General features: G+C 52.3%; 30 protein-coding genes, 5 tRNA genes and 1 rRNA gene. 3 read left to right on the top strand and 33 right to left on the bottom strand.

The annotated features are described in order from the left end of the window. Nucleotides 1-590: 590 nt before the first annotated feature. The 8 genes from IPJ68_04455 to IPJ68_04490 all read right to left on the bottom strand — a co-directional run bounded on the left by IPJ68_04455 (nt 591) and on the right by IPJ68_04490 (nt 8,401). Nucleotides 591-1,535 (bottom strand): virulence protein RhuM/Fic/DOC family protein, encoded by a 945-nt coding sequence (locus IPJ68_04455; GenBank protein QQR79255.1) that lies wholly within the window; start codon nt 1,533-1,535, stop codon nt 591-593. A gap of 151 nt (nt 1,536-1,686) precedes the next feature. Next, entirely contained in the window at nt 1,687-2,571 is an 885-nt protein-coding gene (locus IPJ68_04460; protein ID QQR78306.1) for a hypothetical protein, read from the bottom strand. Nucleotides 2,572-2,723: 152 nt separating this feature from the next. Next, on the bottom strand, nt 2,724-3,155 hold the full coding sequence (locus IPJ68_04465) for a hypothetical protein (protein ID QQR78307.1): 432 nt from the start codon (nt 3,153-3,155) through the stop codon (nt 2,724-2,726). A gap of 153 nt (nt 3,156-3,308) precedes the next feature. Beyond that, on the bottom strand, nt 3,309-3,896 hold the full coding sequence (locus tag IPJ68_04470; protein QQR78308.1) for an HAD-IA family hydrolase: 588 nt from the start codon (nt 3,894-3,896) through the stop codon (nt 3,309-3,311). A gap of 125 nt (nt 3,897-4,021) precedes the next feature. Continuing rightward, a complete protein-coding gene (locus IPJ68_04475; GenBank protein QQR78309.1) occupies nt 4,022-5,605 on the bottom strand; it encodes a hypothetical protein in 1,584 nt (527 codons plus the stop codon). A 155-nt stretch (nt 5,606-5,760) separates the two neighbouring features. Further along, the gene (locus IPJ68_04480) at nt 5,761-6,180 is read right to left on the bottom strand and encodes a DUF2335 domain-containing protein (GenBank protein ID QQR78310.1); all 420 of its coding nucleotides are present in this window, start codon (nt 6,178-6,180) and stop codon (nt 5,761-5,763) included. Next, nucleotides 6,152-6,382, bottom strand: a complete 231-nt coding sequence (locus IPJ68_04485) for a hypothetical protein (GenBank protein QQR78311.1) — start codon at nt 6,380-6,382, stop codon at nt 6,152-6,154. The genes IPJ68_04480 and IPJ68_04485 overlap by 29 nt, the downstream gene beginning before the upstream one ends. Before the next feature lie 446 nt (nt 6,383-6,828). Continuing rightward, a 16S ribosomal RNA gene (locus IPJ68_04490) occupies nt 6,829-8,401 on the bottom strand. Between the two features lie 384 nt (nt 8,402-8,785). On the opposite strand from IPJ68_04490, the gene IPJ68_04495 reads away from it, so the two are divergent. Next, nucleotides 8,786-9,226 carry a hypothetical protein gene (locus IPJ68_04495; GenBank protein QQR78312.1) on the top strand — a complete coding sequence of 147 codons (441 nt, stop codon included), beginning with the start codon at nt 8,786-8,788 and terminating at the stop codon, nt 9,224-9,226. A gap of 73 nt (nt 9,227-9,299) precedes the next feature. On the opposite strand, the gene IPJ68_04500 is transcribed toward IPJ68_04495, so the two are convergent. Next, nucleotides 9,300-9,797, bottom strand: coding sequence for a hypothetical protein (locus IPJ68_04500; GenBank protein QQR78313.1), 498 nt, complete (start codon nt 9,795-9,797; stop codon nt 9,300-9,302). Between the two features lie 115 nt (nt 9,798-9,912). Between IPJ68_04500 and IPJ68_04505 the strand changes: the two genes are divergently transcribed. Then, nucleotides 9,913-11,370, top strand: a complete 1,458-nt coding sequence (locus IPJ68_04505) for a PEGA domain-containing protein (GenBank protein QQR78314.1) — start codon at nt 9,913-9,915, stop codon at nt 11,368-11,370. Between the two features lie 179 nt (nt 11,371-11,549). Here the strand turns inward: IPJ68_04505 and IPJ68_04510 are convergent, their stop codons facing one another. From IPJ68_04510 to rpsB, 24 genes are all read right to left on the bottom strand, one after another. After that, nucleotides 11,550-13,043 (bottom strand): hypothetical protein, encoded by a 1,494-nt coding sequence (locus IPJ68_04510; protein ID QQR78315.1) that lies wholly within the window; start codon nt 13,041-13,043, stop codon nt 11,550-11,552. Nucleotides 13,044-13,208: 165 nt separating this feature from the next. Then, entirely contained in the window at nt 13,209-13,682 is a 474-nt protein-coding gene (gene rpsI, locus IPJ68_04515; protein QQR78316.1) for a 30S ribosomal protein S9, read from the bottom strand. Nucleotides 13,683-13,690: 8 nt separating this feature from the next. Further along, on the bottom strand, nt 13,691-14,125 hold the full coding sequence (gene rplM, locus IPJ68_04520) for a 50S ribosomal protein L13 (protein ID QQR78317.1): 435 nt from the start codon (nt 14,123-14,125) through the stop codon (nt 13,691-13,693). Nucleotides 14,126-14,132: 7 nt separating this feature from the next. Then, nucleotides 14,133-14,498, bottom strand: coding sequence for a 50S ribosomal protein L17 (gene rplQ / locus IPJ68_04525; GenBank protein ID QQR78318.1), 366 nt, complete (start codon nt 14,496-14,498; stop codon nt 14,133-14,135). 23 nt (nt 14,499-14,521) lie between these two features. Continuing rightward, nucleotides 14,522-15,310: a DNA-directed RNA polymerase subunit alpha gene (locus IPJ68_04530; protein QQR78319.1), complete on the bottom strand. Its 789-nt coding sequence runs from the start codon at nt 15,308-15,310 to the stop codon at nt 14,522-14,524. Nucleotides 15,311-15,356: 46 nt separating this feature from the next. Beyond that, nucleotides 15,357-15,989: a 30S ribosomal protein S4 gene (gene rpsD, locus IPJ68_04535; GenBank protein QQR78320.1), complete on the bottom strand. Its 633-nt coding sequence runs from the start codon at nt 15,987-15,989 to the stop codon at nt 15,357-15,359. A 117-nt stretch (nt 15,990-16,106) separates the two neighbouring features. Then, nucleotides 16,107-16,553, bottom strand: coding sequence for a 30S ribosomal protein S11 (rpsK, locus tag IPJ68_04540; protein ID QQR78321.1), 447 nt, complete (start codon nt 16,551-16,553; stop codon nt 16,107-16,109). Nucleotides 16,554-16,560: 7 nt separating this feature from the next. Continuing rightward, nucleotides 16,561-16,950, bottom strand: a complete 390-nt coding sequence (gene rpsM, locus IPJ68_04545; protein ID QQR78322.1) for a 30S ribosomal protein S13 — start codon at nt 16,948-16,950, stop codon at nt 16,561-16,563. Nucleotides 16,951-16,956: 6 nt separating this feature from the next. Further along, nucleotides 16,957-17,070 (bottom strand): 50S ribosomal protein L36, encoded by a 114-nt coding sequence (rpmJ, locus tag IPJ68_04550; protein ID QQR78323.1) that lies wholly within the window; start codon nt 17,068-17,070, stop codon nt 16,957-16,959. A gap of 22 nt (nt 17,071-17,092) precedes the next feature. Then, nucleotides 17,093-17,317 carry a translation initiation factor IF-1 gene (gene infA, locus IPJ68_04555; GenBank protein ID QQR78324.1) on the bottom strand — a complete coding sequence of 75 codons (225 nt, stop codon included), beginning with the start codon at nt 17,315-17,317 and terminating at the stop codon, nt 17,093-17,095. A 234-nt stretch (nt 17,318-17,551) separates the two neighbouring features. Then, complete coding sequence (gene uppS / locus IPJ68_04560; protein ID QQR78325.1) at nt 17,552-18,268, bottom strand: di-trans,poly-cis-decaprenylcistransferase; 717 nt, start codon at nt 18,266-18,268, stop codon at nt 17,552-17,554. A 16-nt stretch (nt 18,269-18,284) separates the two neighbouring features. Beyond that, nucleotides 18,285-19,361 (bottom strand): polyprenyl synthetase family protein, encoded by a 1,077-nt coding sequence (locus tag IPJ68_04565; protein ID QQR78326.1) that lies wholly within the window; start codon nt 19,359-19,361, stop codon nt 18,285-18,287. A gap of 232 nt (nt 19,362-19,593) precedes the next feature. After that, complete coding sequence (locus IPJ68_04570; protein ID QQR78327.1) at nt 19,594-20,313, bottom strand: ribonuclease H-like domain-containing protein; 720 nt, start codon at nt 20,311-20,313, stop codon at nt 19,594-19,596. 21 nt (nt 20,314-20,334) lie between these two features. Continuing rightward, on the bottom strand, nt 20,335-21,096 hold the full coding sequence (locus tag IPJ68_04575; protein ID QQR78328.1) for a hypothetical protein: 762 nt from the start codon (nt 21,094-21,096) through the stop codon (nt 20,335-20,337). 49 nt (nt 21,097-21,145) lie between these two features. Continuing rightward, nucleotides 21,146-21,217: transfer RNA gene (locus tag IPJ68_04580), tRNA-Glu, on the bottom strand. 73 nt (nt 21,218-21,290) lie between these two features. Then, nucleotides 21,291-21,361: transfer RNA gene (locus IPJ68_04585), tRNA-Trp, on the bottom strand. A 59-nt stretch (nt 21,362-21,420) separates the two neighbouring features. Further along, entirely contained in the window at nt 21,421-21,582 is a 162-nt protein-coding gene (gene rpmG / locus IPJ68_04590) for a 50S ribosomal protein L33 (protein QQR78329.1), read from the bottom strand. 291 nt (nt 21,583-21,873) lie between these two features. Beyond that, nucleotides 21,874-21,946, bottom strand: a tRNA-Thr gene (locus IPJ68_04595). Next, nucleotides 21,937-22,377, bottom strand: coding sequence for an HIT family protein (locus IPJ68_04600; GenBank protein QQR78330.1), 441 nt, complete (start codon nt 22,375-22,377; stop codon nt 21,937-21,939). The genes IPJ68_04595 and IPJ68_04600 overlap by 10 nt, the downstream gene beginning before the upstream one ends. Nucleotides 22,378-22,607: 230 nt before the next feature. Continuing rightward, nucleotides 22,608-22,690, bottom strand: a tRNA-Tyr gene (locus IPJ68_04605). A gap of 97 nt (nt 22,691-22,787) precedes the next feature. Continuing rightward, nucleotides 22,788-22,860 (bottom strand) — tRNA-Thr (locus tag IPJ68_04610). 67 nt (nt 22,861-22,927) lie between these two features. After that, nucleotides 22,928-23,731 carry a hypothetical protein gene (locus tag IPJ68_04615; protein QQR78331.1) on the bottom strand — a complete coding sequence of 268 codons (804 nt, stop codon included), beginning with the start codon at nt 23,729-23,731 and terminating at the stop codon, nt 22,928-22,930. 33 nt (nt 23,732-23,764) lie between these two features. Then, on the bottom strand, nt 23,765-24,349 hold the full coding sequence (locus IPJ68_04620; protein ID QQR78332.1) for an elongation factor Ts: 585 nt from the start codon (nt 24,347-24,349) through the stop codon (nt 23,765-23,767). 45 nt (nt 24,350-24,394) lie between these two features. Next, nucleotides 24,395-25,261 (bottom strand): 30S ribosomal protein S2, encoded by an 867-nt coding sequence (rpsB, locus tag IPJ68_04625; GenBank protein ID QQR78333.1) that lies wholly within the window; start codon nt 25,259-25,261, stop codon nt 24,395-24,397. A 352-nt stretch (nt 25,262-25,613) separates the two neighbouring features. Between rpsB and rpmE the strand changes: the two genes are divergently transcribed. Beyond that, nucleotides 25,614-25,967, top strand: coding sequence for a 50S ribosomal protein L31 (gene rpmE / locus IPJ68_04630; protein ID QQR78334.1), 354 nt, complete (start codon nt 25,614-25,616; stop codon nt 25,965-25,967). Nucleotides 25,968-26,083 lie beyond the last annotated feature (116 nt).

Here is a 26,083-nt window from a genome sequence, read left to right on the forward strand (position 1 = left end):
ACTCTTGAGAGAGAAGAAGTCTGGGTGTGACCATGACTTCTCCGAGGAAGAAAAAGTCCGACGAGAGCAAGCGGCGCAGAGGGTAACGCGTCGCAGGTGGAGGAGAACGGAGAAGCTCTTCGTCGGCCCTGACGACACTGGATGCCAGGGGAAATTTTCAGGAGCGCATTCGCTCTCTCAAGAGAACTGATATTCGATTGTAAACTGCATCAATACTCTTGAGAGAGAAGGAATCGAAGCGGTTGCGACGATTCCCTCTCGAGTGGGTTGCCGATCACAGATTGCCTGCGACCGGGCCCCCGGCGCCTTGCCCGCAGATACCGGGAAGTATGCTGCAAGCCTCAGTCTGCCCGAGAGTGGTAGGGTCCCCCTGGGTTGGGGTGGTGAGAGGGACCGCTCGGAGCGACGACGACCTTGCGCCGGAAAGAACAAAAGAGAACCCGAGGCTCTCTCAAGAATATTGATCTGTGAAATAGCGTAGGGAGAGTATCGCAAATCCGGCTATCTAAGTCAACAAAAAAAACCACCCAGGATCACTCCGAGGCGGCTTTCAATTTTTCCGTATCCCGCGAACACGAGACGATCAAGCGCTATTTCCTCCCAATCAGAAGCATGACCAACTTCACCATTTTTTCCTTGTCTCTCGGATGGCTTTCAGCAATGAGGAGCGTGATCGCCGTGAGCGCCTCGGGCGTAAGGCGTGTGGCATCGAGTAGCCGAGTCATGTTCAGAAACCACACGAAAGCATACGCACCCGTGCGTTTGTTCCCATCCACAAATGGATGATTTTTCACGATGAAATAGAGAAGATGCGCTGCCTTGGCTTCGACACTCGGGTAGACATCTCGGCCACCGATCGCCTGCATCACATTTCCGACAATCCCCTCCAGTCCTTGTTTGCCCCGCTCCTGTGCGAACAGTTCTGTGGCTTCATGTTTCTTCAGTAGTTCGGCTTTCAGGATACTGACGGCCTCGGCCAATCGAGCGCCGGTCAAGATCACCTTCTTCTTTGTCGGCTTGGCAACATCAAACACCTCCCGGTCATAAGCATCGAGAGATACCCAGGTATCGGCAAACGATCGCACGAGCTCGAGGATACTCCCCGTATCGGTTTTCATCCCGGCTGGCAGCAAAGCCCTCACGTCAGCGACGGCTTGCGAGAACGCCTCATAATTCTTCCCGATCCGTGAACGATTGATAGTGTAACCCTCCACGAGATGACGGCGCAGCACACCGGTCGCCCACCTCCGAAACTGGGTCGCTTTCTTGGAATTAACACGGTAACCCACAGAAATGATCACATCCAGGTTGAAATACTCTACTTGGTAGGTTTTCCCATCAGCGGCAGTTGTTGCAAAAAATGCAACAACTGCAGGACGCTTCAACTCACTTTCTTTGAAGATGTTTTTGATGTGCCGTGAAATTACTGACTTGTCACGTTCAAAAACCTGAGCAATCTGATCCAGGCTCGCCCACAAGGTTTCTTTCTTCACATCGCCCTTCAGCTCAATCGCTCCAGACTTCGCTTGGTACAGGACCGGTCTTTCTTTGCCGCATGCTTAGCCATACGCCTTTGTTTACTGAACTTACACTACTCATTATAAATTCAGGGCACATAAAGTCAACTCCAAAACCGCCCAGGATCACTCCGAGGCGGCCTTCAATTTTTAATTTTCAATCAATTGGCTACTCCCCTCCCTGCTCAATGAGTTTGAAACTGGAAGTAATTTTCGGTATCTGGAAATCTACGTACATAAGCTCCGGTGGAGCATCCTGCCAGCCGGAAGAGGTGAAGACGTATTCTTCATTCTTTGCAATAAATGTTCCATGCGGACCAGCATTTTCATCCTTTTCTAACGCTTCCCATTCTTTGCGCGGATAAATAACGATCATCAATGGAGCTGCGTGCCCATCGCCATTATTGTAAACCTTGTCTTGAATAGGAACCTGAAATTCAAACATTGCACCCCCCCACTGATTATCTGACTCTCGTTTCTTCACCTGGTAATTCTCCCATGGACCAGTAAGCGTAACCTGGAATCCCCATTCCTCATTGACGTAGGTATCATGCCAAGAGATGTCAGATGAAAGCTTTTTTATTTGTTCCTTGCGAATTTCCAGATCCGCTTGCAGTAATTCATTTTGCTCAATCAATTCGTCATTCTTGGCGTTCACGTCATCCATCTCGCGCTGCAGACGACTCTCGAGACTAGTCGATTCGACGCGAAGATTGGCGAGACGGTCTTGGTACTGCTGGAAGAGAGAATTGTCAGGGTTCTGTTCTCTCTCAAGTGCGGAAAGCTTCGGTGCAAACGTATTCAGTATAAAGAGAACGGAGATGAACAGCACAGCCGAAGCGACAGCATTCACGACATAAAAAAAGAACGCCCGCTGATACGATGCCGCTCTATAGGCATCGTCGAAAATGAGCCGTGTCACGACCATGAGCAAGACGAACACGATCGCCATCCCCCGGAAGGGGTCAAGTATCCCGAACTCGTCACAAAGCGCCCCGAGCGCGATGACGAGTGAAGCGCCAGAGATAAACCAGAGCAGCATTTTCTTGCCCATACAGTAGAGATACAATTCAGAGCTAATCTAGCGCGGAGACGGTCCGCCGTCAAATAAAAACCGCCAAGGATCACTCCGGGGTGGCTTTCAATTTTGAGACAAATGAAAGGGATTGGCCGAAACCAACCCCCTTGTGAAGCGTAGTCCGGTTGTTAACACAGATGCTCCGTCGTCCTGTTGCCTTCTTCCGACACCCAATGGACACACCAGCAACGCGGACTGTACATCGAATGCACTTCGTAGATAGGGAGGCCCGCCGCTCGTTGAGCAGCCACATCAATTCTCTCCCTGTCTACACCGGTATAGAGCGGGATGGCGTCTTGTTGGAACTCTACGGTAATGATCTCCCTGCCACCAATCGGACTCCTGACTGACCAACGGTTCGTGACGTGCCACTGGTTGGGCACATCGTCCCCAACCACCACAGCCAACATGTGCTGAGGCATACCGAGACTGCCATCGTCGTACATCGTGGCGAGGTGCAAACCGGTAGCCGGCAGTCGTGTAGGAATGTCTACTTCGCCTCCGGCTTCCTGCAACTCTTTGAAAGTCGGAAACAACGAGATTATCGCACTGATCTTCATGTTGCACCCCCACAAGTGAAACAAACAATAGTTTCCCCAAAGGAAAACCGCCCAAAGAACTGAGGGAAGATTATTGCATAACTGACCGTCTGAGTCAAAAAAACCGCCCAGGATCACTCCGAGGCGGCTTTCAATTTTTCCTTTTCCTGCAGTTCAAGCGAGGGCCTTTTCCATCTCTTCCAGAGTCGTGAAGAGGTAGGCATCGATACCAACTGCCTTCGCCGCTTTTACATTTTCTGGCTCATCATCCCAAAACGAAACTCTAGCCGGGTCAGGATTTCCGAGCGCTGCCAGAACTTTGTGCCAGTACGCTTCCGTGTCTTTGGTCGTCCCCAAATCAGAGGAGAAGAAAGTGCCATCGAATTCCTTTTCCAAGCCGACCCTCCTCAGCAGGTACTCCTTCCGCTCCTTCACCTGATCAGTCGCGAGATAGCAGAGGGCTCCGCCCACGCGCAATTTCTGGATCACCTGCAAGACCGGTTCGTTCCGCTTGTTCTCGCCGGCCCACCAGTATTCGAGCAGTTCATCGATCGTCCCGTGCCACTGCCACGCTCCGACATAGTCCTTTAGGACTTCGCTCAGCTCCTTTTTCCCGATGACACAATCACCGAACTCGTTCTTGAAGAGCGGCATGATCACATCACCCGAAACCCCGTAGTCCACGGCATAGCGCTGGCTGAAATACTTTTCTCGTGGAGCCACGACGACTCCATCCGCATCGAAGAGATATATTTTTTGCATACGCGTATTCAAGCGCCAATTCCCCACCAAGTCAACCACCGTCGTTCGCGAACGACGAGGTCCAACAAAAACCGCCCAGGATCACTCCGAGGCGGCTTTCAATTTTTCCTGAATAATCTGACCCACTACTTTTCGTACTGCAAGGACTCCACGATGGCTCGGAGCGAACCCATGGTTCTATCGACTTCGCTCTTACTCAAGGGCGTAGGTGTTTCTTTATAAATTCCGTAACCGATTTTAATACAATCTTTCTGACAGCTACCTAAGTCTCCATCTATAGAAAGCATGTGATGGAAATCGTAGAAATATCTGGTCTCAGGCTTATAGAACATTTCCCCTTTCGTATCCATGATGGCCCGGAAACCAGGCGCCAAATATTCCTTTTCCTGTATCTTCAATCGATCAGTAACAACAGTATTGTCTGGCAAGACCCCGACCCCCGTTCGTGCTCCACATCGCATGTCGCCCTCTATGGGCAAGAGAAAAATGACAAATCCCTGGCCGTACTCTACCCGATAGCAATTTCCCTCATTTGTGATCTTTGATCCGCTCGGGTATTTAAATGAAAATGCAATCTTTGTATTGCTCTCGTTCTTCCAATCGCTCGTATCGATATTCTTAGCGCCTTGCATGCCTATTCGCGAACCGTAGAGTTTAAGAGAGGCCGCATCAATTGTTTCCTGCAAAAAGATGATGCTCTCCACGATATTTTTGACTGTGGCTTTCAGGCTCGCATCATAGCCCATCTCAATGAGCGCCATTTCATTCCAGTTTCGCGGATAATTATCTAAGTCCGTACTGCAAGTCTTTAACTTCCCGTTACTCTCTTGTAATGTAAAAAACTCTTCTGTAAAGTCAGCGAACTCCATCTGTTCAAAATCACCAGTCATGCCAGCCAGATAGCACGAGGAACCTGACCGACCAGACGGATATAACTTGACCCCATTAGCGCCCTGGTAAATAGCAATGCTTTCATTCTGAACTTGAACCTCCCATTCAGCTGGGTATTTTATGCTGATACCGTATTTTTCGTTCCGATAAGATTTCCAATCAGTCATATCCACGACTACTTCTTCCTTTGGAGCGCTTGGCTGACTTGGTACCCAATTCGGATTCAGTACAGAAAATTCCCGATTCAAAAAATTATGTTGATACTCAATTACTTCTTCATTCGCGTCTTGAACTTTTCCTGGTGCACATCGATTCAGCATGACCTCATCAACATCGACTTCATTGAAACCATAGATCTCCGTATCTTCTTTCCAATGTTCAGAAAATTCACTGTCCGTATACCGCAAAACACTCTTTGACTGATGGCAACCCGCGTACTCGTCTATCTTCGAATCGCGCCATTGTGAACTAAAATAGTTGCGATATCCTCGATGCACCTTATCGGCAATCACATCTATTGGCAAGATAAACACAGCAATGGACAGACTAGCGACAACAGCATACGCCACCCGCTCTCGATTCCATATACCGATAATGATCCAGATACTCAAGCAAGTGAGGAGAATTGGCAGAATGAAAAACGACATGAAACGGACGGCCAGTAGCCAAAGACCGACGAGCAGGGTTAATCCCTTTGTAAACTCAGATTGTGCGCTGCTTCCCATCTGCCAAACCAGTGGCTCTGCATGAATAATTGAAAACACCCCGACGGCAGCGGCCACGACAGCAATGAGGGTAACTAAGTTTCTGTCACTCATACGGGAAACCTATCGGAAACTTGTCGCCGAGTCAAACGCAAAGCCGCCCGGGATTTCTCCGGGGCGGCTTTCAGTTCTTCTTTTCCTACCATCCCCTCCTTGCAATTCAGACAAAAACATTCTCGAACTAAGTGATTTTCCCTGCCCAGTATTTTCTACCGCTCTTCCTTTTGCTGCCGACTCTCGGTATGTTTCGTGTATATGTACACTCCTACTAAAGAGGCGAGTGCGCTCAAGATAGCGGAAAACCCATAACCCTCATGGCCACTCATGAGAATTTGCGTACCGAGATACAGCGCATACAGACATACTGAAAATCCAGCTATCAAACCCAATCTCTCATTCCAGATATTCCCACTTATGACCTTCTTTTCAATTTCAATTCTGTGTTCGTTTTGTTTTTCTGCCATCCTCAAAATACGTTCCGGTGCATCAGGAACTATCTCTCTGTAACGCTTGAGGAGATCTGGGTGCGGCAACGGACCCGCATACATTTCGAGTCTACGCTCTGTTACTACACCCTGTTCTGGGTACTGACTTTCCTTGTCACTTGCCACTATTCTGCCGTTCTCCATATTTTTCAATAGCCACTCGAATATCCTTCCCTACGGCTTCCCAGTCACTTTTAATCGCATTAAAGTCAGCTTCTTCAGTAGTTGGTGAGGTATTATATTTATCCAACGATTGTGAGAAATCAAAAACCCTCGCCACACCCTTCATGAAGGAAGGGTTCGAACCAAAAAGTCTAAAGGTTGGACTGTTTTGATAATGACTCATAGATTTCTTATTTATTCTTGGCTATCCATAGTATATCACAGCTATTGGTAAGTCAATGTCATACAAAAAACCAGTCTTGCGACTGGTTTCGTGCCCCGCCACAGGCGGGCTTGATCCCTGAGAACCTCCTGTCTGCCGACAGGCAGGCTTCACGGAGTTGCTCATCAAAGAGCTGTCCTACCGACAACGATCAATACTCTTGAGAAAGGAGACGCACGGCTCTCTCAAGAGTATTGATGGGAAGAACTTCCCCGTCAGAGGAAAGAGTCCGTTATCACAGTCTTTTGCGGTTAGTCCTAATTCTTCTACTACTTGTAATCTGCCTTGAGAAAAGCAGATCGACCAGATATCTGGTTGAGAACTTGATGTTGACCATCAACTCTCCCCGCTTCAGAGATGCTCCCGATGTGAGAGGTCTCCTGGCAGGTACACCGATTACTCCCTAGAAAGGAGGTGATTCATCCACAGCTTCCGCTACGGATGCCTTGTTACGACTTCACCCTTATTACTGACCCTACCGTAGTTCCCCGTTTGACAGGGGACCTTCTGGTATTGCCAGCTCTCTTGGTGTGACGGGCGGTGAGTACAAGATCCGAGAACGTATTCACCGGGACGTGGCTGATTCCCGATTACTAGTGATTCCAGCTTCATGCAGGCGAGTTGCAGCCTGCAATCCGAACTGAGACCGAATTTTTGAGATTAGCTCCCCCTCGCGGGTTGGCAGCCCATTATGTCGGCCATTGTAGCACGTGTGTCGCCCAAGGTGTCAGAGGGCCATGCTGATTTGACGTCATCCCCGCCTTCCTCCCAGCCCTTTGTTTGCGAGACAAACAAGAGAAACTCGAAATTCTAAATCTTAAATCCTAAACGTTTCGGATTTCGATATTCAGATTTCTGATTTTCTTGCGTGTTCACACGCAAAGGGCTGGGCAGTCTCAAGTGACACATGTAACACTTGATAGGGGTTGCGCTCGTTTCCCGACTGAACGGAACATCTTACGACACGAGCTGACGACAACCATGCAGCACCTGGTCTAGCACTCTCGAAGAACGTCCCATTTCTGGGCCCTGCAGCTAGATTTCAAACCTTGGTGAGGTGCCTCGCTTACTGTCGAATTAAACCACATGCTCCACCACTTGTGCGGATCCCCGTCTATTCCTTTGAGTTTTAAGCTTGCGCTCGTACTTCCCAGGCGGCATACTTAACGCGTTAGCTACGGCACAGAGAGGGTCGATTCTCCCCACACCTAGTATGCATCGTTTAGGGCGTGGACTACTGGGGTATCTAATCCCATTCGCTACCCACGCTTTCGTAACTGAGCGTCAGAAATGTGCCAATTGATTGCCTACGCCTTGGGTGTTCCTCATGATATCAACGCATTTCACTACTACACCATGAATTCCATCAATCTCTCACACTCTCTAGACATACCGTTTCGAACGCCCTTTCGGGGTTGAGCCCCGAGCTTTGACGCCCGACTAATATGCCCGCCTACTTACGCTTTACGCCCAATAAATCCGGATAACGCTTGAGGTCTCTGTATTACCGCTACTGCTGGCACAGAGTTAGTAACCTCTTATTCCTACGGTACCATCATCGTAATTTTTCCCGTAGAAAAGCAGTTTACAATCCGAAGACCGTCATCCTGCACGCGGCGTCGCTCCATCAGACTTTCGTCCATTGTGGAATATTCTCGACTGCAGCCACCCGTAGGTGTTTGGACAGTGTCTCAGTTCCAATGTTGGGGGCCGTGCTCTCACACCCCCTACCCGTCATAGCCTTGGTGAGCTATTACCTCACCAACAAGCTGATAGGACACAGGCTCCTCCCCGAGCGGTAAACCATTCCTCCGTAGAGGGTATCGCGTATTCTTCCGGATTTCTCCGGATTATTCGCGACTCGAGGGTAGATTCCTATGTTATCTGAACCCGTTTGCCATGGGTCTAAACCCATTCGACTTGCATGCCTTATCCACGCCGCCAGCGTTCATCCTGAGCCAGGATCAAACTCTCAATTTATAGATGTATCGAGAACGGCTTAAAGCCGCCTCCATATGAGAACATCTCGCTCATATGATTTCACTCTGTTGTGATCATGCTTCCGTCTTGCGACGTCGGTCATGATCGGAATAGAAGAGTTGTCAGTCTTTTTGAAGGACTGATGTCCGCTCTGCCTCCCCGCACGGAAAGACAGAACGGTTTAGGACTAACCACAGAAAACTGTGATCTCTGTAGTTAGACTGACTCATAAAACCTAGTTTTTAAGGAAAACAAAAGAGGACGAAATTCCTCTTATTGCCTAACCAGTATACGCACGCATTTTCGGCTTGTCAAGGACCCGTTTTCCCCTGGATTTCTGGTGCGATACACCCTGCTTTCCAGCATTGACGGGAACGTTTTTATATGATATACTCTCGACATCCTGAATTTCAGGTCAATTGTTTGTTTCGTCCCTTTCCACATCAGGAGATCGTCATGAACGTTCAATCGTTTCCCTCCGCTGTCCGCAGTTTCGGCATCGGCGCCTTTGAAGTCATGTGTGCTGCGTGTCGTGGCTTGGCCCGTGCCCTCGCCTATGCCGCATACGCAACTTCACCCTACGAATTTCCCCGTAACGAGCGTGCTCTGGATTACCTCCGGCTCTGCTCCGCAGTTGAACACCTCAGTCGCGAGACCCCAGTTCTCGAGAATATCTTCGGCGAGTCGTACATCGACCGCGTGAACCGAGCCGATGCAGCCATGCTCACCGAAGTACTCGAGGAATTCGGTCTCACTATGACCGACGTCACGGCCTGGCGCGCGCTGTACCCGAGCGAGCCGACGACAACCGCTGCCACCTCCTGAACTGGGTCACTGACCCGACTCACACGCGCATCATCCACTCCTGGACGGTGCGCGCTTTCTTTGTCGTCAACATCTAGCGAAGCCGCGTATTGATGAGGAAGAGAGCGAGTATCGGCACCACCAGCCAGAAAAGGAGCGCCCACGGTGAGGCAATATAGAAATACAGGTCCGGTGTCACCCACGAGAGAGCGAGCGACTTCGGGAGGAACGAAAAGATACTCGAAAGCACCGATCCAGTCACGAGAAACGATGTCACGAAGAAACGCCAGAAGATATCAGTGCCAGCGCTCGTGATATGAATATCGAAAAGCCGATCATCAAACATAGTGAGTGCAATCAGAAGTGCGATGAAAACTCCGGCCTTGGCATACACCGAAACGATGAACCAACTGTCCGGCATGACACCGACGAGCGCGACGGCGATGTAGACATTGATGAGGATATTCACCAATTTCCAGCGACCAAAGATGAAGCCCACGAGAAGCGAGACGCCCACGAAAAGCAAGATCAAGGAAAGATCCCCGGCGATATTTTTCGGTAGTGCGAGCAGACTGGCCAGACGATCAAGCATACGGAGTAGCAGAATAGTGGCTCCAGTTTAGCACCGGACATCACGCGAGGCAAAACGTGAGAAATGGAATTTTACCCTTTACCAAGCCTCTTTTCCGTGTTATGGTAGTTTCATCATGGGCCTTTCACGCTTTCGCAGTTTCATCTTTTGGGTCTTCACACTGTCTTTCTTTGCGACGGCTGGATTCATCATCTTCTATGCCTTCGGCTACCGCTACAGCCAAGAGCGCGGTATTTTCGTTTATTCCGGATCGATTACTGTCAGTGTACTCCCTCAGTCCGTTGACATCGCGATCGACAACGAACCACTCTCGCCAAAGCGCTATGGCATCTTGAACGAAACCATTCACATCACCGGTCTGATGCCGGGTGAACACCTCCTCACCGTTTCTGCTCCTGGATACCGTCCCTGGTCGAAAAAGGTGACTATCCAAAGTGGTGTCTCCAGCGAATTCTGGAATATCATCCTGACTCGCACAGATTATCCCGGCGTACCGCTCCCCAATACGGCGGGTACTACCCGCATCTACCCCCATCCAGATTCTGATCTCTTGGCCCTCGCCAAGGAGCGAGCAGACGAAGCGAGTGTTGTCGTCTACGACCGCACCGCACAATCGGGACGGGAAGTCTTTGCCCGAAACGGGACGACCTTCGATTTTGATACTTCAGAGAACTTTGAATGGTCCCCGAACGGGAAGAAAATCCTCTTGCCGCTCGTCGAAAACGGAGTTCGGACTTACTACATCGTCAACATCGCTGACGGAGCGGTCGAAAAACTCTCGGATATCGTGCCGGGACTGACGCCCTCGAGCGCCCGCTGGAACGCAACCGGCAACGAAGAGCTGATATTCCTGGCGGCTGGCGCGCTCTACCGTTTTGATACAGTCGACACTCGCACACCGCTCCTCCTCACGACCGACGTCCAGGCATTCGAGATAACCGACAATTATATTTACACTGCCGCAAGCGGGAGTGGTACGGTCTCGCGCTTTCGAAACAGTGGGAGCGGTGAGAACCAGACCGAGATCACCCCGCCCGTCGGAGAAGATCTCGGAATCAATGCCTATGTCCTCGATGTCTACGATGAAGAACGCATGGCCCTCCTCGAGCGAGCCGGACAGAAACGACTCTTCATCTACAACCAAACACCCGAGAAAAAATACGGCTTCCAGGAGATCGCGACCGGTGTCGAGCGTTTCCAATTCTCCAATGATGGGAAGAAACTTCTTTTTGCCAGTACGAATGAAATCGGTGTCTACTTCACCAGGATTTGGGACGTCCAGCCTCGCCGGATGGAAAACGATACCGCCCAAATCGCCCGATTTTCTGACCCCATCACCAATGTCACCTGGAGCGAGGACTATGAGCACATCCTCTTCACTCGCGGTCAGACATTGAAAATCATCGAGCTCGATGGCCGGAGCGGCCGGGCGATCAATGACATCAAGTCATTTGCCACGGCCCCCAGTCAAATCCTTCCCCTCTTCTCCGAAAACCAGCTCTTCATCGCTACTCCAGGTACAGATATCGACTCCATCGTTTTCCCCGAACCCCAAGGCCTCTTCGGACAATAGCTACTCACCTTCGACCATCGACGAGTTTGTCGACCGGCGCGTCGCCTGAATCCCGCGTCATCGACGCGCATTTCTGACGCATCCCCCCCCCCCGGATGCGTCTTTCTTTTAGATAAAATAAGTGGGCTCTGCTACTTGCGTAGACAGAGCCCCTACTTCATGCGGCATTGCCGAGAAGCTTACCGGATATACCGGAGGCGCGGATGATCCATGACGAAAGTGATGGCTTCGTCGTTCGCGCTGATCACATAGACGGTTGCTGGGATGCCCAGTTCGGTGCCCAGATCGACAGAACCGTAGTACGTATTGGCCTCGTATCCATGAATCAATGTGTAAGAGCTTCGATTCTTTTCGACGTAGGCCTTCTCCAGGGTGGTTGCGAGAACAATGCGCGCACCCACTCCACCACCACGCTGGAGACCCAGATAGACCAGTGGTTGGCCACCGGGAAGCGAAATGAGCTCACTCTTCTTGATGGTGTGACGTGGTTCCCCGTTGAAGTTTTGAACAAAAGCCTGGTACTTGGCCAGATCTTCCGCCCGCTCCTCCTGGCTGAGATTCCAGAAGAAGCCGATGATGCCAACCAGCACAATGCTACCCGCGCTGATCGCCATGACAGTGCGCCACCAGTGCTTGCGCCGCATCTCCCTGTAGTTCTTCTGGAGACGTGACCACGACCCGCCATCGGCCCTGAGATCATCGTCACTCCAACCGACGAGCGCGTAGGTGCCAAGCGCAACTACGGGCGAGCCCTTCATCACGTTGAGCACCTTCACCTCGACTCCTTCCTTCGCACTGGCCGTCCGCCGAATGATCTTCTCGAGCGTAATGGTGCCAGAGACGATCTGCATATGCGGCCGTAGCCACGCCGGCAGAGAATCGATGAAGCTCCTGACCCGGATCGGAAGCGGCTGTTCGAAGTCGACGATGTCCTGACGCTTGGCCCGAACGATGTGGTGCTCATGAAGCTCCAAATCGTGCACTTCAGCGTAACGCCGACGCTCGAGCGTTGTGTAGGTCGTCCGTTGGCCGAACGGTACTTCAGGATCGTCGGTTACTTCGATGTCGACTTGCTGTTCCTTCAGTTGCGTACGGTGCGTGAGGCTGTGGCGATAGTAGTAGTACCGTCCCGTTGCCGGACCGGCTGTTTCCACTTGGCCGACAAACTCGAAACCGACGAGGGTATCGAACCAGAGGCACATACGACCAAGGAGCAGGTTGACGCCATTCCGATAGCCGCTCTGGAGAGTGGCTAAGACTTGCATCGGTTCTTCGGCCGCGACCTCAGCAGGCAGGTCGAGCATGTTCACCTGTCCGAAAGACGGGATGCTCGCCCGGAGCTTCTCCCACTCCTTTTCCGGATTCAGCTCGTTTTCGGCTTTCCGGATTGAGGAGAAGCGGACAGCGTTTTCGACGCACTTCACGATGTCCGCAAGGCGACGCTGCAGGAAACGGAGATCTTGTTCGTAGGCAACGAAGACCGGCTCGTGTTCCGCGACTGACTGGAGGTCGAGGAGCTTGGAAGCTCTGAGCATTTCGTCGGCGATCGCATCGCAGAAACTCGGGAGTGGCTGTTCGGAACGTTCGTCCCAAGCCATGGGTTCGCCATAGCTCCGATCGCCGAGGCGACGAACCAGAGCCATTTGGGAGGGAAGCTTCAGAGTGGTTTGCATGACATGCCCTTTCGTGGGGATAGTGATAGAAAAGAACCTATGTTCCGCTTAGCCGAAGGAAGGACCCTTCTTTGCCTTTGCATGAACACCAAAATATACCAATATTGATCGACCTCTGTCAATACAAAACCCCGGTTTCCCGGGGCGGAGTATTCAAGGAGAGAACTAGCGCTTCGCCCACTGTGGTGCACGACGGGCTTTCTTCAGCCCTGGCTTCTTGCGCTCGACAGCGCGGGGGTCACGTGTGAGAAGCTTTTCGGCTTTGAGGGCAGGACGAACGAGCGCATCGTGCTCCACCAAGGCGCGGGCGATACCGAGCTTCACAGCATCCGCCTGGCCCGAGAGTCCGCCGCCCGACACAAGGACCGAGATCTTCGCTGCCTCGGACTTGCCGACGACTTTCAACGGTGCGACGACCGCCTCACGTTGTTCAAATGTATTGAAATACTCAATATATGGCCGATTGTTCACAATGATTTCAAGCGTCTCAGACTTTGCCCCGGCATAGTAGCGAACCTGAGCGACGGCGGTCTTGCGTCGACCGACGGCGTACACATACCGCCCAGCCACAGGAGCAGCCTTCACAGAAGTCTCCTTCATTACTTCTTTCACAGTCGTTTTCTTGGTCGCAGTCGCCATAGAGGTCTTTAAATTGAATGGTTCACGTCGATCTTCCGGTTGCCGTATTCGGCGTCTTTGAAGAGGCGCAACCGAGTGAGCATCTTGGCCCGGAGCGAATTTTTCGGCAGCATGCCATAGACTGCCTGCCAGATGAGTTTGGTGGAATCCTTTTCACGCTGATCCTTGAATGAAATCGACGTGATACCGCCCGGATAGCCCGAGAAGCGGTGGTACATCTTGTCATGGCGCTTGTTGCCCGTCACCTCGATACCATCCGTATTGGTGACGATGACAATATCCCCCGCATCGATATGCGGCGCATAATCCGTCCGTCCCTTACCAGAAAGTACCTTGGCGATCGTCGTCGCCAAGCGGCCGAGGACCTGCCCCTGTGCATCGAAGAGGTGCGTCGCCCGGACGATGCCCTTCCCTTCTTTCGTTGTCGTTACGATCTTTTTCATACGGCTCTTAGACGAATTCAATAACAGCCATCTCTGCTCCGTCACCCTGGCGACGTTCGAGTTTGGTAATCCGAGTATAGCCACTCTTCCGGCTCTCGAAACGCTTCACGAAATCACTCGAGATCTTCTTGGTGGCTTCGAGGGAAAGTTTCTGACGCAACAGTCGCAGTTCGGCTTGACGGCGATCTTTGTCCACCTCCGCCCGTTTGCCTTTGTTGACCAGCTGATCGATATGGTCCTTCATCTCGCGCGCTTTAGCCAAGGTCGTCGTGATCTTCTCACGCATAATGAGACTTCCCAGGAGCGTCTTCAGGAGCGCTCTCCGGGCGTTTACACCACGACTCAAAATTCGACCTTTTCTCCGATGCTGCATATCCTTGAGCTAACGTATCAAGATTATTCCGTCTCTACTGCTTCCGCCTCTACTGCTGTCTTCTTAGCTTTCTTGGGAGCTTTCTTTTCTGCTTTTTCTTCTGTTTCAGGTGTGGATTCGGCCTGAGCTCCCGCAACCGAGAGGACCGAGAACTGCGCGACGAGGATAGCCACGGCCTGATTGAAGGCTTCGACCGGAGAAATCGTCCCGTCGGTCACAATTTCGAGAGTAATCTTGTCATAGTCCGTCCGCTTTCCCACCCGCATGTTCTCGACTTCATAGTTTACGCGCTTGATTGGCGTATAGATAGCGTCTATGGCGATTTCACCAATCTCGCGCTCTTCTTCCTCGCGCGCCTCGACTGGGATGTACCCGAGACCACGGTCGATCGTGATATCCATTTCGAATTCGGCTTTCTTGTCAGTCAGTGTCGCGATCACCTGATCCGGATTCACGACTTCGATCGAGCTCGGGCACTTGATGGCCGAGGCCGTGACGACGCCTTCACCCTTGGCCTTCACAGTGACGGTGACGGCTTCGTCCGCGTGCGAGCGGAAACGGACCTGCTTCATATTGAGGATGATCTGTACGACGTCCTCCATCACACCGGGAATTGTCGAAAACTCATGAGAAACACCCTTGAGTTTCACCGAGCGAGCGGCCGCGCCAGGCAGAGAAGAGAGGAGGATGCGACGGAGTGCGTTCCCCAGAGTCGCACCGTAACCAGGGTAACAACCACCGATTTCGAGCTTGCCGTGGTTGGCCCCAAGTTCGGTGTAATTCGGTTGGTACGGTGCAGTGATGTTTTGCATATATTATGTTGCGTCCGCCAGAGCGGAACAAAATTACCAGTTGAAATTATTTCGAATAGTACTCGACGACCATCTGAGCATCGACGGAGATGCCGACGTCTCCACGGGATGGAAGCGCAAGCACCTTCCCCGTAAGCTTTTCGGCATCAAGCGCGAGCCAGTGTGGCACATCGTTCTTGTTCTTCAATACTTCCACTCGATTTTTCGTGATAATCTTATTCTCTTTGCTGGCCTTCAGGACGATTTCATCTCCGATCTTCACTTCGTACGATGGGATATTCATCCGCTTGCCATTGACCGTAAAGAATTTGTGGCCGACGAGCTGGCGAGCCGCGATGCGTGACGGGGCAAAGCCAAGCCGATACACCGCATTGTCGAGCCGGCACTCCAGACGCTGGAGCAAGAGGTCGCCGGTCGCCCCCTGACGCAGCTTGCTCTCTTCGAAGTGATGGCGGAATTGCCGCTCCATGACCCCATAGAGTCGTTTGATCTTCTGCTTCATCGAGAGCTGGCGTCCAAATTCGCTGCGGCCACGAGACGGATTTTGACCGTGAACGCCCGGCGCATACGGACGACGCACCATCGCACATTTCGGCGACAAACAACGATCCCCCTTCAAGAAGAGCTTTTCGCCAGCGCGGCGACAGAGTTTGCATTTGGAGTCAATGTTGTTGGCCATAATTCTAGCTTGTAGTCCTTGTAGTAAGTGGCTTTTTAGCTTGTAGCGGTGAGCCTGGTGCCTTTCTCGAGATTTCTCTCTAAAAGCTACAGGCTACCAGCTAAAAGCTGTCTGAGGTTAGATGCGACGCGGACGACGCGGACGACAGCCATTATGTGGAACCGGGGTGATGTCCTTGATCGAAGTGAGGTTGAAGCCATTGTTGGCCAGCGCGCGAATTGACGCCTCGCGCCCTTGACCGACTCCCTTCACGAAGACTTCGAGGTCCTGGAGTCCGTACTTCTTCACCTTTTCGGAAATTTCTGCGACGACCTGGGTCGCGGCATACGGCGTCGACTTCTTGGCGCCTTTGAAACCGAGGTGACCAGAACTCGACCAGGCGAGAACGGCCCCATTCATGTCCGCCAGCGTCACAATCGTGTTGTTGTAGGTGCATTGGATGCTGGCACGGCCCTGTTGAACCAGCCGCTTCACCTTTTTGACACGCTTCTTCGCATCCGTCTCTGTCTCTTCGACAGCCGGCGCCTCTACTTTCACTTCTTCAGTTGTGAGCTCATCTGCCATAGGTTCCTTATGTCTTGCTATCCGACTTCTTGCGACCGCTGCCCATGGTCTTTCGTACGTTGCCCCGGACGGTCCGGGTATTGGTCTTGGTACGCTGACCACGGACCGGGAGTCCCTTGGCGTGACGGACACCGCGGTAGCTGCCGATTTCTTTCAGGCGTTTGATATTCATCTTCACCAAGTGACGGAGTTCGCCCTCGACACGGTGTGTCTTTTCGATGGTCTCGCGGAGACGGTTGGCGTCCTTTTCGGAGAGATCTTTGGTCCGGATATCCGCATCGATGTTGAGCGACCCGAGGATCTTCCGGCTCGTCGAACGGCCGATACCATAGATATAGGTCAGTGCGATCTCGACGCGCTTGTTATCAGGCAGGTTGATGCTGGCAATACGGAGCATAGGCAGTTATCCTTGACGCTGTTTGTGCTTTGGAGTCTTGCAAATCACGTGCACGACGCGGTGACGACGCACGATTTTGCAATGGGCACAGATCTTTTTTACGGAGGCGCGGACTTTCATAGCATGGTTCAGACTTTCAAACTCAAACCTTCAAACGTTGCACGATCCGCCCCTTGGTGAGATCGTAGGGGCTCATGTCGACGATAACCCGATCCCCTGGCAAGAGACGAATATAGTGGACCCGCATCTTGCCCGAGATGTGGGCGAGCACCTCATGCCCGTTATCGAGACGGACTTTGAAGGTAGTACTCGGGAGAGACTCGATGACTTCCCCCTCGAAACGGATGAGTTCTTTGTTATTTCCCATATCTTGCACCAGGGTCCGCGAGCAGGTAGTTTGCCAACACAAAAAGAGAGTGGTGTGTATAATTTCGTGCGTTCCTCAGTCCTGCATCGCATCAATATACCCTCTCTCACGGATTCCGTATGCACTTTTCAAATGTGCTCACAGTGTAATGGAAAGCCGAAATGTTGTCAACAAGACCTGCAAAGCAGTCCGATGGATCCGGTATTTTCGAGCCTATTTCTCTTGGGCACCGGGTTATTTCCCGAACCGCCGTTCGCGCTCGGCGTACTCAGCGAGCGAGGCTTGGAAGGCTTCGGCGCCGAAATCTGGGAAGTAGAGCTCAGGGAAAGAGAGTTGCGAATCTTTGGTCTCCCACATCATGAAACCTGACGAAAGATGGGGGTCATCGCCAGTCCGGACGAGCAGATCGACCGACGGCAATTCGGCTGTCATGAGGTGTCGTTTGATCACCGACTCCGTCACCATACCAGGAGCGAGGCCTTCACCAGCGATTCGCTTCACCGCCTGGAGCATATCATCGTCTCCACTGTAGGCGAGGAAGAAGTTCAAACAATACTGGTCATACCCTTTAGTCGCTTCGATACCGCGTTTCAGGATGTCCTTCAGCTGATCAGGGAACTGCTCTTCCCATCGACCGATGCAGCGGATCCGAACCTGATCGGTGTGAAGACTTTCTTCCGCCATGAGTTTCTCGAAATAGGTCGCATAGATACGGAGGAGTTCCTGCCGCTCTCGCATCGGACGCTTGGTGAGATTCTCCAGCGACGATCCCCAGAAGGAGATCTCCCGGACACCGATATCACGAGCGGTTCGGACGATCTCTTCGATCCGCTTTGCTCCTTCTTCATGGCCTTCCCAGCTCTCAAGTCCATGCTCTTTCGCCCAGCGGCGATTGCCGTCCGGGATGATCGCCACATGATGCGGGAGAAATTTCGGGTCAAGCTCGGTCATAGAGAAGATTCTGACATCAATATTCACGTTTGGCCATATAGTCAGCCACGCCTACGAGGAATGCATGGGCCTCTGAAGCGATGGGTACCGGCATATTCACGAGTGCCTGCTTCCCTTCCTCGATATATCGCAGCGCCAAGGCTTTCGCATGCTCGAGCGCGCCCGTTTCCCGGATGATAATTCGAAACCGTTCGATATCGGCCAGTGTGAGTTCGGCCTTACGCTTGAGCAATCCATCAAGCTCTTTCTTCGTCGCCCGGTCGGCATGCTCGAAGACATATGACACAAGGAGTGTGATCTTGCCTTCACGAATGTCAGAACCGATCGGTTTTCCAATCCGCTTTTCATCACCATAGATGCCGAGGATATCGTCTTGGATCTGGAAGGCGATACCGACCGGCAACGCGTAGCGGGTCAGCTCAGCCGCCAGTTCCGGTGTGCCACCCGCGAGCAGCGCGCCGAGATGGAGCGGCCCTTCGACTGTATAGCGCGCGGTTTTCTTCTCATACATCTCGAGGATTTCCGTCGATGTCGCCTCACCCCGATACTCGATATAGATATCACGGGCCTGGCCGACAACTGTCTGCGAGACGATTCGTTGCATCCGAGACAACGCCGCATACAAGTGCTTTTCTGGAAAGCCCGAGGTAAAGATGATGTCATTCCCCAGTGCAAAGAGCATATCGCCAACAATCAGTGCAATGGAATCCCCGAAGTGTTCCGGATGCTCTAGGGACAGATACTGCTTCCCCCACGCCCGATAGCGCTCATGCAAGGTCGGCTGACCATGACGGAGCGCATCCCGATCGATGATATCGTCGTGGATGAGGAGAAAGGTGTGAATGAGCTCGACGGCGACGGCCGTGTTGAGGATGCGCTCCCGGTCCTCGCCCCCCGCCGCGAGATAGCCATAGTACATAAACGCCGGCCGGAGACGCTTCCCGCCCGCCAAGGTCATCGTCTTCACATGCTGGAGCGCCTGATAGACCAGGGCATCCTCCTGCTTCGTCTCAGCGAGCGTCGTGTCGAAATACGCCGCGATCTTGGGGTCGAGCCGCGCTTTGAAGTCTCGCAGTGTCTCTTGGATATCCATGTGATTCACTCTAAAATACGCCCGTCATTTGTAACACTATTCCCCGCAGAGTTCAAGAGTCGATCGTATCAGCCACCGTGATCGGTAACGAGCACTGCTAGCGCTATCCCTGACCCTCGATACTCAACGGATGACAAAAACAAAAAAGGCTGGCTCTACTCCTACAGTATAACTGAAGCCACCCTGAATTTCAGCCCCGTGTTGATACATCAGAAGCGATTCGTAGTCACTCTCATTTCTCCGGGAAGACAAAATACCCCCGATAACGTTCATAGAGCGCCAAGGTCGCGACGAGATCGCGTGCGTTGTACCGGGCGATTGTCTGGTACTTTCCCTCTTTGTAGAGGCCTTGTACATCGTCCCCGGTCACTCCCTGCGCCTTGGGACTTTCGATGCCGAACGCCCTGGTCCACAAATGCAGGCTGCCCTTCCGCCGCATCACCCCATAGAACGAGAGTTGGTCGAGGAGATCAACATGCTTCGCATTGTACGGCTGATACTGCAGATACCGATTGGCAAGGAGGTTCTTGGTTGGCTTCACGCCATGCACCGCTGAGCGCACCATGAGAAACGGCACATCGAATTGCCGGCCATTGAAGGTCACAAACGTGTCGTACTTGGTCGCGATCTCCCAAAACTTCTCCAGCATCGCTTTTTCCGACAGCGCCTCGAATTTGGCCGAGCCCTCCTCGAAGTCCGTATCATTCGCATCAGCCGGCTGATAGTAGACCGCCGACTTCTGCCGCTCGGCATCGAGCACACCGATCGCCACGATTTGTCCGGTCAGGGGCGAAAATCCCAGTCCGTCCTCCAAGTCCTTCAAGGCAGCCTGGTATTCATCTTCGCCACCGCTCTCGCGCTTGATCCAGCGGGTCAGTGATTCCTTCGTCGTCTCATCGAGCGCCGCAAAATCCTCCCCAACGGTTTCAATATCAAAAATGAGGGTAGCCATACTGATGTAGCTCAAATGAGATTACTTTCCTCCAGTTTCCTTCTTTTCCTTTCTTTGAGGTTTCAACAATAGAATTTTCTGTAAAACTGATGCCTTTTCCTGCGGCCGAACGTAAACTTCAGTTAGCACCTCTTTCACAGTCTCCACCAAGAAACGAAATTCATCCTGCGTCCATGGCCTCCAGTCGCCTTCGTGTAACTGCTCACTTGTCATCCCTTGGATGTTCGCTACTGCATCGAAATATTCTGGCGGTACGGTCGGATACTCGTTTTTGAGAATTTTGACGCGATCCCCATAATCAAGTTCAGTGCCTTTATCATTTGTCTTGGAGACCTGCTCAAGTTCGAGAAGCTCATAAATGGCTTTGCGTAGGCAACCGGAGGCCCCAACGAGATAGTTCATCTTGGCACAACCCTCCGCCTCGGATATCAATTTCCGAACCTTTTCGTTGATCCTGCTATCAAGAGTGAAAAAGGTTGTCGGCTGATGGTAAAAAAATAAGCTATCTAAATCAGGGGCATTCGCATTGGAGAGATAAGTATTATTCCCTTCCTCATCCTCGTACTTATAGAATCTGCTGTTTGAAAGTTCAATAAGATGGTCAGATAAATGCAGAGATGTTTGTTTACAAGAATCACCACCGCAAGTGATTCTATAACCGTAAACTACTCTATCATTTGACCAGTCAAAACCAAATGAGCCAACAACTTGGTAAGTTATTGATTTCCTATTACAAAATGGACAATTATACTTCTCTCTATCGATGAAGTACTTTCGGTCCAAATGCGATTGATCGTACGATTCGCTCATTACCTACTTGTACAAAAAATTGTAGCCCCAAGGGGAATCGAACCCCTGTTTCTTGGATGAGAACCAAGTGTCCTAGCCGCTAGACGATGGGGCCCAAAAACAGTGATTAGCTGTTAGCTATTAGCTTTTAGATTAACTACAAGCTACGAGCTACAAGCTAGTTTCTGCAGGGGCGGGGGGAATCGAACCCTCACTAACGGTTTTGGAGACCGTTGTACTACCACTATACGACGCCCCTATGACACCACAAACACTCCCCCAAGTATACAACGCCCTATCTATCTCCCGAAGAGGACATTACTTTGATTCGTTGTGGACGGTGTTCTTGCGGCAAAAGCGGCAGTACTTGGAAAGTGAGAGTTTCTCCTTCACTTTCTTCTTGTTGCGCGACGTCTCGCGCGAGATGCGCTGGCACTCGCTACACTTCAGCTTGGCCATGTTGTCCTTGATCTTGCCCATACTGGTTCGCTCGTTTACTTCAAAATAATGGTTGCACTCTACGCGAAAAACCTCGCGCCGTCAATCTTTCCTGATTTCTTGACCCGCCTCGACTCGCTTCGCTTGTCGATGCGAGGCGGGCCGGGATTTCACCTCGCTTCACTCGTTGAGAACCCCTCGGTTCTCAACGGACCGAAGTCCTGTTCTCTGCTCACGGGAAAACTCCCGTTTTCCCAACCCCTTTCCCGTTCAAACTATCCAGTTTAATGTCTCTGCACTTTATACCTAATCTGCTCATCACCATATTCTGTGAGCCGTTGACCGGGATTGAACCGGTGACCTCGTCCTTACCAAGGACGTGCTCTACCAACTGAGCTACAACGGCAAATGTTCTCGAATCTTCGCCACTATTTTCTCCTGCATTTCATCACTCACTTCTCGGTCCAAGTCCTCAAGCAAAACATAATGATGGCCGAAGTTTGGATCTTTAAATACTTCACCCCCGAACTCAACCTTGTGATTATACCGGGGTTTGACGTGCCAGTGAACATGCGGCTTCGGATCTGGCTGTTGATACGCATTATTCATGAGGCAGGACCAGTTGAACATCGTCGCATCAAAGGCACTCCTGAGGGCTGCCTCGAACCTCTTTACGAGCTTTAGAAAATCCAATAGCTCATCCTCAGTCACATCTGCCAAGTCTCCGCAGGGGCTTCTTTTCAAAACAACAATGCAGTAACCAAGATACGTCTGCTCTTCGGCCAAGACCACGAGCCAATGTTTCGTCTCAAAAACTGGTTTCTTGTTCGGTTGCATTCGATTTCTTTCTTGAAACTGCGTAGGGAGGCCTGCCGGCAGGGGGAGATTCGGTCACGAATATTTTTCCTGACGGAAAAATTTCTCGACCCCGCCTCGCGGTACTCGCCTTGCCCTGTCGGGCAAACTCGTACAGCGCTCCGGCTTTCTCATCCCTCTCGGAAGCCAAGCAGTTGGCTTCCTCCTACCCAAACGAAATCAATTCCCCTACGGGGATTCATTTCGTTTTGTGGGTAGGGAGGGATTCGAACCCCCGAAGCCCGAAGGCGACAGATTTACAGTCTGTTGTGATAGACCACTCCACCACCTACCCATCTCACTAACGTACAACCAACAACGTATAACCTCTAACAAGCATGCCCGACACACAAGTGTTCGGTTGTAGATTGTTTGTTACCAGTTAATTCCTGAGCCGAAGGCCGGGCTCGAACCGGCGACCCACGGTTTACAAAACCGTTGCTCTACCAACTGAGCTACTTCGGCATCCGAACGGCTCCGAAAGAGCACCTCTGACGCAACTTCCGTATCTTAGCCAAGAATGCACAACCAATCAACTGTGGCTCTTCTCCTTCTGAACGAGCAGCCGCTCGAGACGGCGGACCTTCTCCTTCACTTCCCGGTTCAGAGGCGACAGTTTGATCACTTGACGATAGCACGCCTTCGCATCAGAGAGATTGTCGCCACCCATATAAAAGTCGCCGAGCTCCTCATACGCCGGAGCGTCTTTCGGATTTTTGGCGATCCGATCGATGAGCTCCTCTTCTGACAGACGCTTCTCACCAGTGGCTGTCACACGCCGCCGCCGGAAGACACGAACGGTCTCTTCACTCTTTGAGACGAGTGAATCACCGAAGTTTTTCCCTGCTTCCCGAATCCGTCCGGCTTTCTCGCGGGCGACATCCGCCAACGATTCCTCTTTTGACACCGACTTCACGGCCACCCGATCGGCCCCGTTCGGGATCGGCAACGTGGCTTCCGACGCTGGCATCACCCCCTCTTGGTCCCGGCCATGACGGCGCTGCCAACGATCCCAAACGCGGCTCTTTTCCGCCGCCAGCGAAGCCGCTTCATGGGTCTGACGCATCTTTTCGCGGCGCTCCCGGAGCGCTCCAGCGATCTGATTGAAGCGATTGTGAAACTTCAGCGAGAGGAGATTGAGTCGCTTGGTCAGCTTTTCCAGGATACGTAGCCCGGTTTCCTCTCGGATGAACAGGAAGCGTCGCGGCGGCGGTATCAACTCATCCTGCGCCATCCGCCCGAGCACCCCAGGGTCGCCCGATTTCTTCGACAGAAACCAAAAGAGGAGCGCGAGGCTCGAGATGAAGATGATGGGCGGAATGACGAGATACCACATGGCGAAGGGCTTGGCCCGCGGCCGGGCGGAAATTTATATTTCGAACCGAGTGAAACGACCAATCTGAATATTCTCTCCGATACGATGAATCTTCTCCGTGATGAGTGCCTGGACCGTCTTGGTCGAGTCCTTCACGAACGGCTGTGTGAGGAGCGCTTGTTCTTCGCGGAACTTTTTCTCCTTGCCGGCGAGGATCTTCAGAGCGATCGCGGCGGGCTTTCCCTCGGCGGCCACCTGCTCCTCCCAGAGGGTGCGTTCGCTAGCGACTGTTTCCGCCGGCACGTCTTCGGGGTGGATATAGCCAGGTGCCATCGCCGTCACATGCATCGCGAGATCGTGAGCGAGCTCTTGGAATTCCTCGTTCCGACCGACGAAATCCGTCTCACAGAGGAGTGTAAGGAGTGTACCGACGCGCTTGTTCGAGTGGATATACGAGACGACGATCCCCTCCGCTGCGGTCCGGCCTGTCTTCTTCAGAGCCTTAGCTTCCCCGCGCTTTTTGAGGATCTCGATTGCCTTTGCCTCGTCGCCATTGGCTTCATCCAGGGCTTTCTTCACTTCGACGATACCTCCGCCTGTCTTTTCGCGCAGGGCTTTGACTTGTTCCATGGTACTCATAGTGCTTCTTTTTTTATTCTAGAAGAAAACGGAGAAACTCGGAAATTACGCCGGCTGTTTCACGGCTGTTTCTGGCTTCACTGGGGCAGATGCGGCTTTCTCAGAAGCTTTTTCAGCCGCCTTCTCGGCTGCCAGAGCAGCTTTCTGTCCGACCCCACGTTCCACTGCCCGACCGAGGAGGCCGAGGAGGAGCCGGAGTGACGAGAGCGCATCGTCGTTCCCTGGCACCGGATAGTCGATGGAGCTCGGATCAGCATTGGTGTCGACGATCGCAACGAGCGGCACACCGAGACGTGTCGCTTCCTTGATGACCAGGCCCGCTTCCTTGGCGTCCGCGATAACAATGGCGCCTGGGAGCTCCTGCATATTCCGAAGGCCGCCGACTTTGTGTTCCAGCTTCTCGAGCTCTTCGCTCTTCCGCTGTTGCTCAAATTTGGTGTACTTCTTGAATTCGCCGGCTGCGAAACTCGCTTCGTTTTCGACGAGGTACTTCGCCCGGCCGCGGATCTGCGCATAGTTCGTGAGCGTCCCACCGAGCCATCGATCGATGACATAGGGCATCCCGATCCGCTTGGCGAGGGACTTCACCGCATCATGCGTCTGCTTCTTCACCCCGACAAAGAGGACCGGCTTGCCGCTCTTCGCGACACTCGTGAGGAACTCTGAGGCCCGGTCGAGACACTCCTTCGTCTTTTCCAGATTCAAGATATTGATATTCTTCCGGGTGGTGAAGATATACTCCTCCATGCGCGGATGACGGCGGCTCTTCAGGTGACCGAAGTGCACGCCAGCCTTGAGCAGACTCTCGAGTGAGTCATCCACCCGGCTGAAATCAAACTCGGCAAAATACTCCGCCGCTCCTTCGAGAACGAGAGGCGTTTCGGCCTTGGGGGCCGCTGTGACATCTGACATTGCTTTATCCTTAGATTATTTACCCGCATCACCGACCTGCCAGCATTATCTCTTGAGACAATTCGAGACCGGTCATCGATACGTTAGCTCCGTCAAAGAAGAAGTACTGTCTGTGACGGGGCATGCCTCTATCTTCAGGAGTGATTCGCCCAGACCCCTCACCTTTTTCCAGAAAAAGGTGAGGGGCAGGAAAGGGCGCCCTGACAGATATGTGTGATTCGCATACTGGCCCCCAATCTGACCGAGAGGAGGCCGTAGCAAAGCGCTCCCAGGATACGTCAGCAAACGAGACTTGTCAATTTCGAAGCCGCATGATAGATTCAGTTGTACATATTTCTCTCTGGCCACATCTATGAAAACAGGAATTCACCCCACCTATCACGAAAAAGTTCAAGTCACCTGCGTCTGTGGTGCCAAGTTCGAGACGGGTTCGACCAATACCGTGATCCATACGGAAATCTGCTCGCAGTGCCATCCGTTCTACACCGGCAAGAAGAAGTTCATCGATGCCGGTGGACGAGTCGATCGCTTCAAGAAGCTCGCCGAGCGCGTCGAAAAGACCAAGGCCACCCACACCGCCCTGGCCGAAAAGAAAGCCGCCAAAGCAGCAGCTGACAAGAAGGCTGCTGACAAGGCCGAAAAAGAGACTCGCGCCGCTGAAGCCGTGCGAGCTGCCAAGGCCGCCAAGGCTGCTGAGGCCGCTTAGCTCAAAACAATCCGTGCACATTCTCCTGTTGTGAAGTAAGGCCGCTTGCCCGAAACACTTCGCAGAGCGATGTGGACGGGTTTTTTGTTTGCAGAGGAGGGAGAAAGAGGATAGGC

It is taken from the genome of Candidatus Moraniibacteriota bacterium, assembly GCA_016699425.1.
Taxonomy (GTDB): Bacteria; Patescibacteriota; Minisyncoccia; order Moranbacterales; family UBA1568; genus SSEF01.

Bases quoted from the DNA above. Each gene is read 5' to 3' on its own strand.
- IPJ68_04600 (QQR78330.1), bottom strand. From the start codon at position 22,377: ATGCAACCGAACAAGAAACCAGTTTTTGAGACGAAACATTGGCTCGTG.
- IPJ68_04465 (QQR78307.1), bottom strand. From the start codon at position 3,155: ATGAAGATCAGTGCGATAATCTCGTTGTTTCCGACTTTCAAAGAGTTG.
- uppS (QQR78325.1), bottom strand. From the start codon at position 18,268: ATGACCGAGCTTGACCCGAAATTTCTCCCGCATCATGTGGCGATCATC.
- rpmG (QQR78329.1), bottom strand. From the start codon at position 21,582: ATGGGCAAGATCAAGGACAACATGGCCAAGCTGAAGTGTAGCGAGTGC.
- IPJ68_04495 (QQR78312.1), top strand. From the start codon at position 8,786: ATGATATACTCTCGACATCCTGAATTTCAGGTCAATTGTTTGTTTCGT.
- rplQ (QQR78318.1), bottom strand. From the start codon at position 14,498: ATGCAGCATCGGAGAAAAGGTCGAATTTTGAGTCGTGGTGTAAACGCC.
- rpsB (QQR78333.1), bottom strand. From the start codon at position 25,261: ATGTCAGATGTCACAGCGGCCCCCAAGGCCGAAACGCCTCTCGTTCTC.
- rplM (QQR78317.1), bottom strand. From the start codon at position 14,125: ATGAAAAAGATCGTAACGACAACGAAAGAAGGGAAGGGCATCGTCCGG.
- IPJ68_04500 (QQR78313.1), bottom strand. From the start codon at position 9,797: ATGCTTGATCGTCTGGCCAGTCTGCTCGCACTACCGAAAAATATCGCC.
- IPJ68_04620 (QQR78332.1), bottom strand. From the start codon at position 24,349: ATGAGTACCATGGAACAAGTCAAAGCCCTGCGCGAAAAGACAGGCGGA.
- rpmE (QQR78334.1), top strand. From the start codon at position 25,614: ATGAAAACAGGAATTCACCCCACCTATCACGAAAAAGTTCAAGTCACC.
- IPJ68_04460 (QQR78306.1), bottom strand. From the start codon at position 2,571: ATGGGCAAGAAAATGCTGCTCTGGTTTATCTCTGGCGCTTCACTCGTC.
- IPJ68_04565 (QQR78326.1), bottom strand. From the start codon at position 19,361: ATGGATATCCAAGAGACACTGCGAGACTTCAAAGCGCGGCTCGACCCC.
- IPJ68_04530 (QQR78319.1), bottom strand. From the start codon at position 15,310: ATGCAAAACATCACTGCACCGTACCAACCGAATTACACCGAACTTGGG.
- infA (QQR78324.1), bottom strand. From the start codon at position 17,317: ATGGGAAATAACAAAGAACTCATCCGTTTCGAGGGGGAAGTCATCGAG.
- rpsD (QQR78320.1), bottom strand. From the start codon at position 15,989: ATGGCCAACAACATTGACTCCAAATGCAAACTCTGTCGCCGCGCTGGC.
- IPJ68_04485 (QQR78311.1), bottom strand. From the start codon at position 6,382: ATGAGTCATTATCAAAACAGTCCAACCTTTAGACTTTTTGGTTCGAAC.
- IPJ68_04480 (QQR78310.1), bottom strand. From the start codon at position 6,180: ATGGAGAACGGCAGAATAGTGGCAAGTGACAAGGAAAGTCAGTACCCA.
- IPJ68_04470 (QQR78308.1), bottom strand. From the start codon at position 3,896: ATGCAAAAAATATATCTCTTCGATGCGGATGGAGTCGTCGTGGCTCCA.
- rpsM (QQR78322.1), bottom strand. From the start codon at position 16,950: ATGCTCCGTATTGCCAGCATCAACCTGCCTGATAACAAGCGCGTCGAG.
- rpsK (QQR78321.1), bottom strand. From the start codon at position 16,553: ATGGCAGATGAGCTCACAACTGAAGAAGTGAAAGTAGAGGCGCCGGCT.
- IPJ68_04510 (QQR78315.1), bottom strand. From the start codon at position 13,043: ATGCAAACCACTCTGAAGCTTCCCTCCCAAATGGCTCTGGTTCGTCGC.
- IPJ68_04475 (QQR78309.1), bottom strand. From the start codon at position 5,605: ATGAGTGACAGAAACTTAGTTACCCTCATTGCTGTCGTGGCCGCTGCC.
- IPJ68_04615 (QQR78331.1), bottom strand. From the start codon at position 23,731: ATGTGGTATCTCGTCATTCCGCCCATCATCTTCATCTCGAGCCTCGCG.
- IPJ68_04505 (QQR78314.1), top strand. From the start codon at position 9,913: ATGGGCCTTTCACGCTTTCGCAGTTTCATCTTTTGGGTCTTCACACTG.
- rpsI (QQR78316.1), bottom strand. From the start codon at position 13,682: ATGGCGACTGCGACCAAGAAAACGACTGTGAAAGAAGTAATGAAGGAG.
- IPJ68_04570 (QQR78327.1), bottom strand. From the start codon at position 20,313: ATGGCTACCCTCATTTTTGATATTGAAACCGTTGGGGAGGATTTTGCG.
- rpmJ (QQR78323.1), bottom strand. From the start codon at position 17,070: ATGAAAGTCCGCGCCTCCGTAAAAAAGATCTGTGCCCATTGCAAAATC.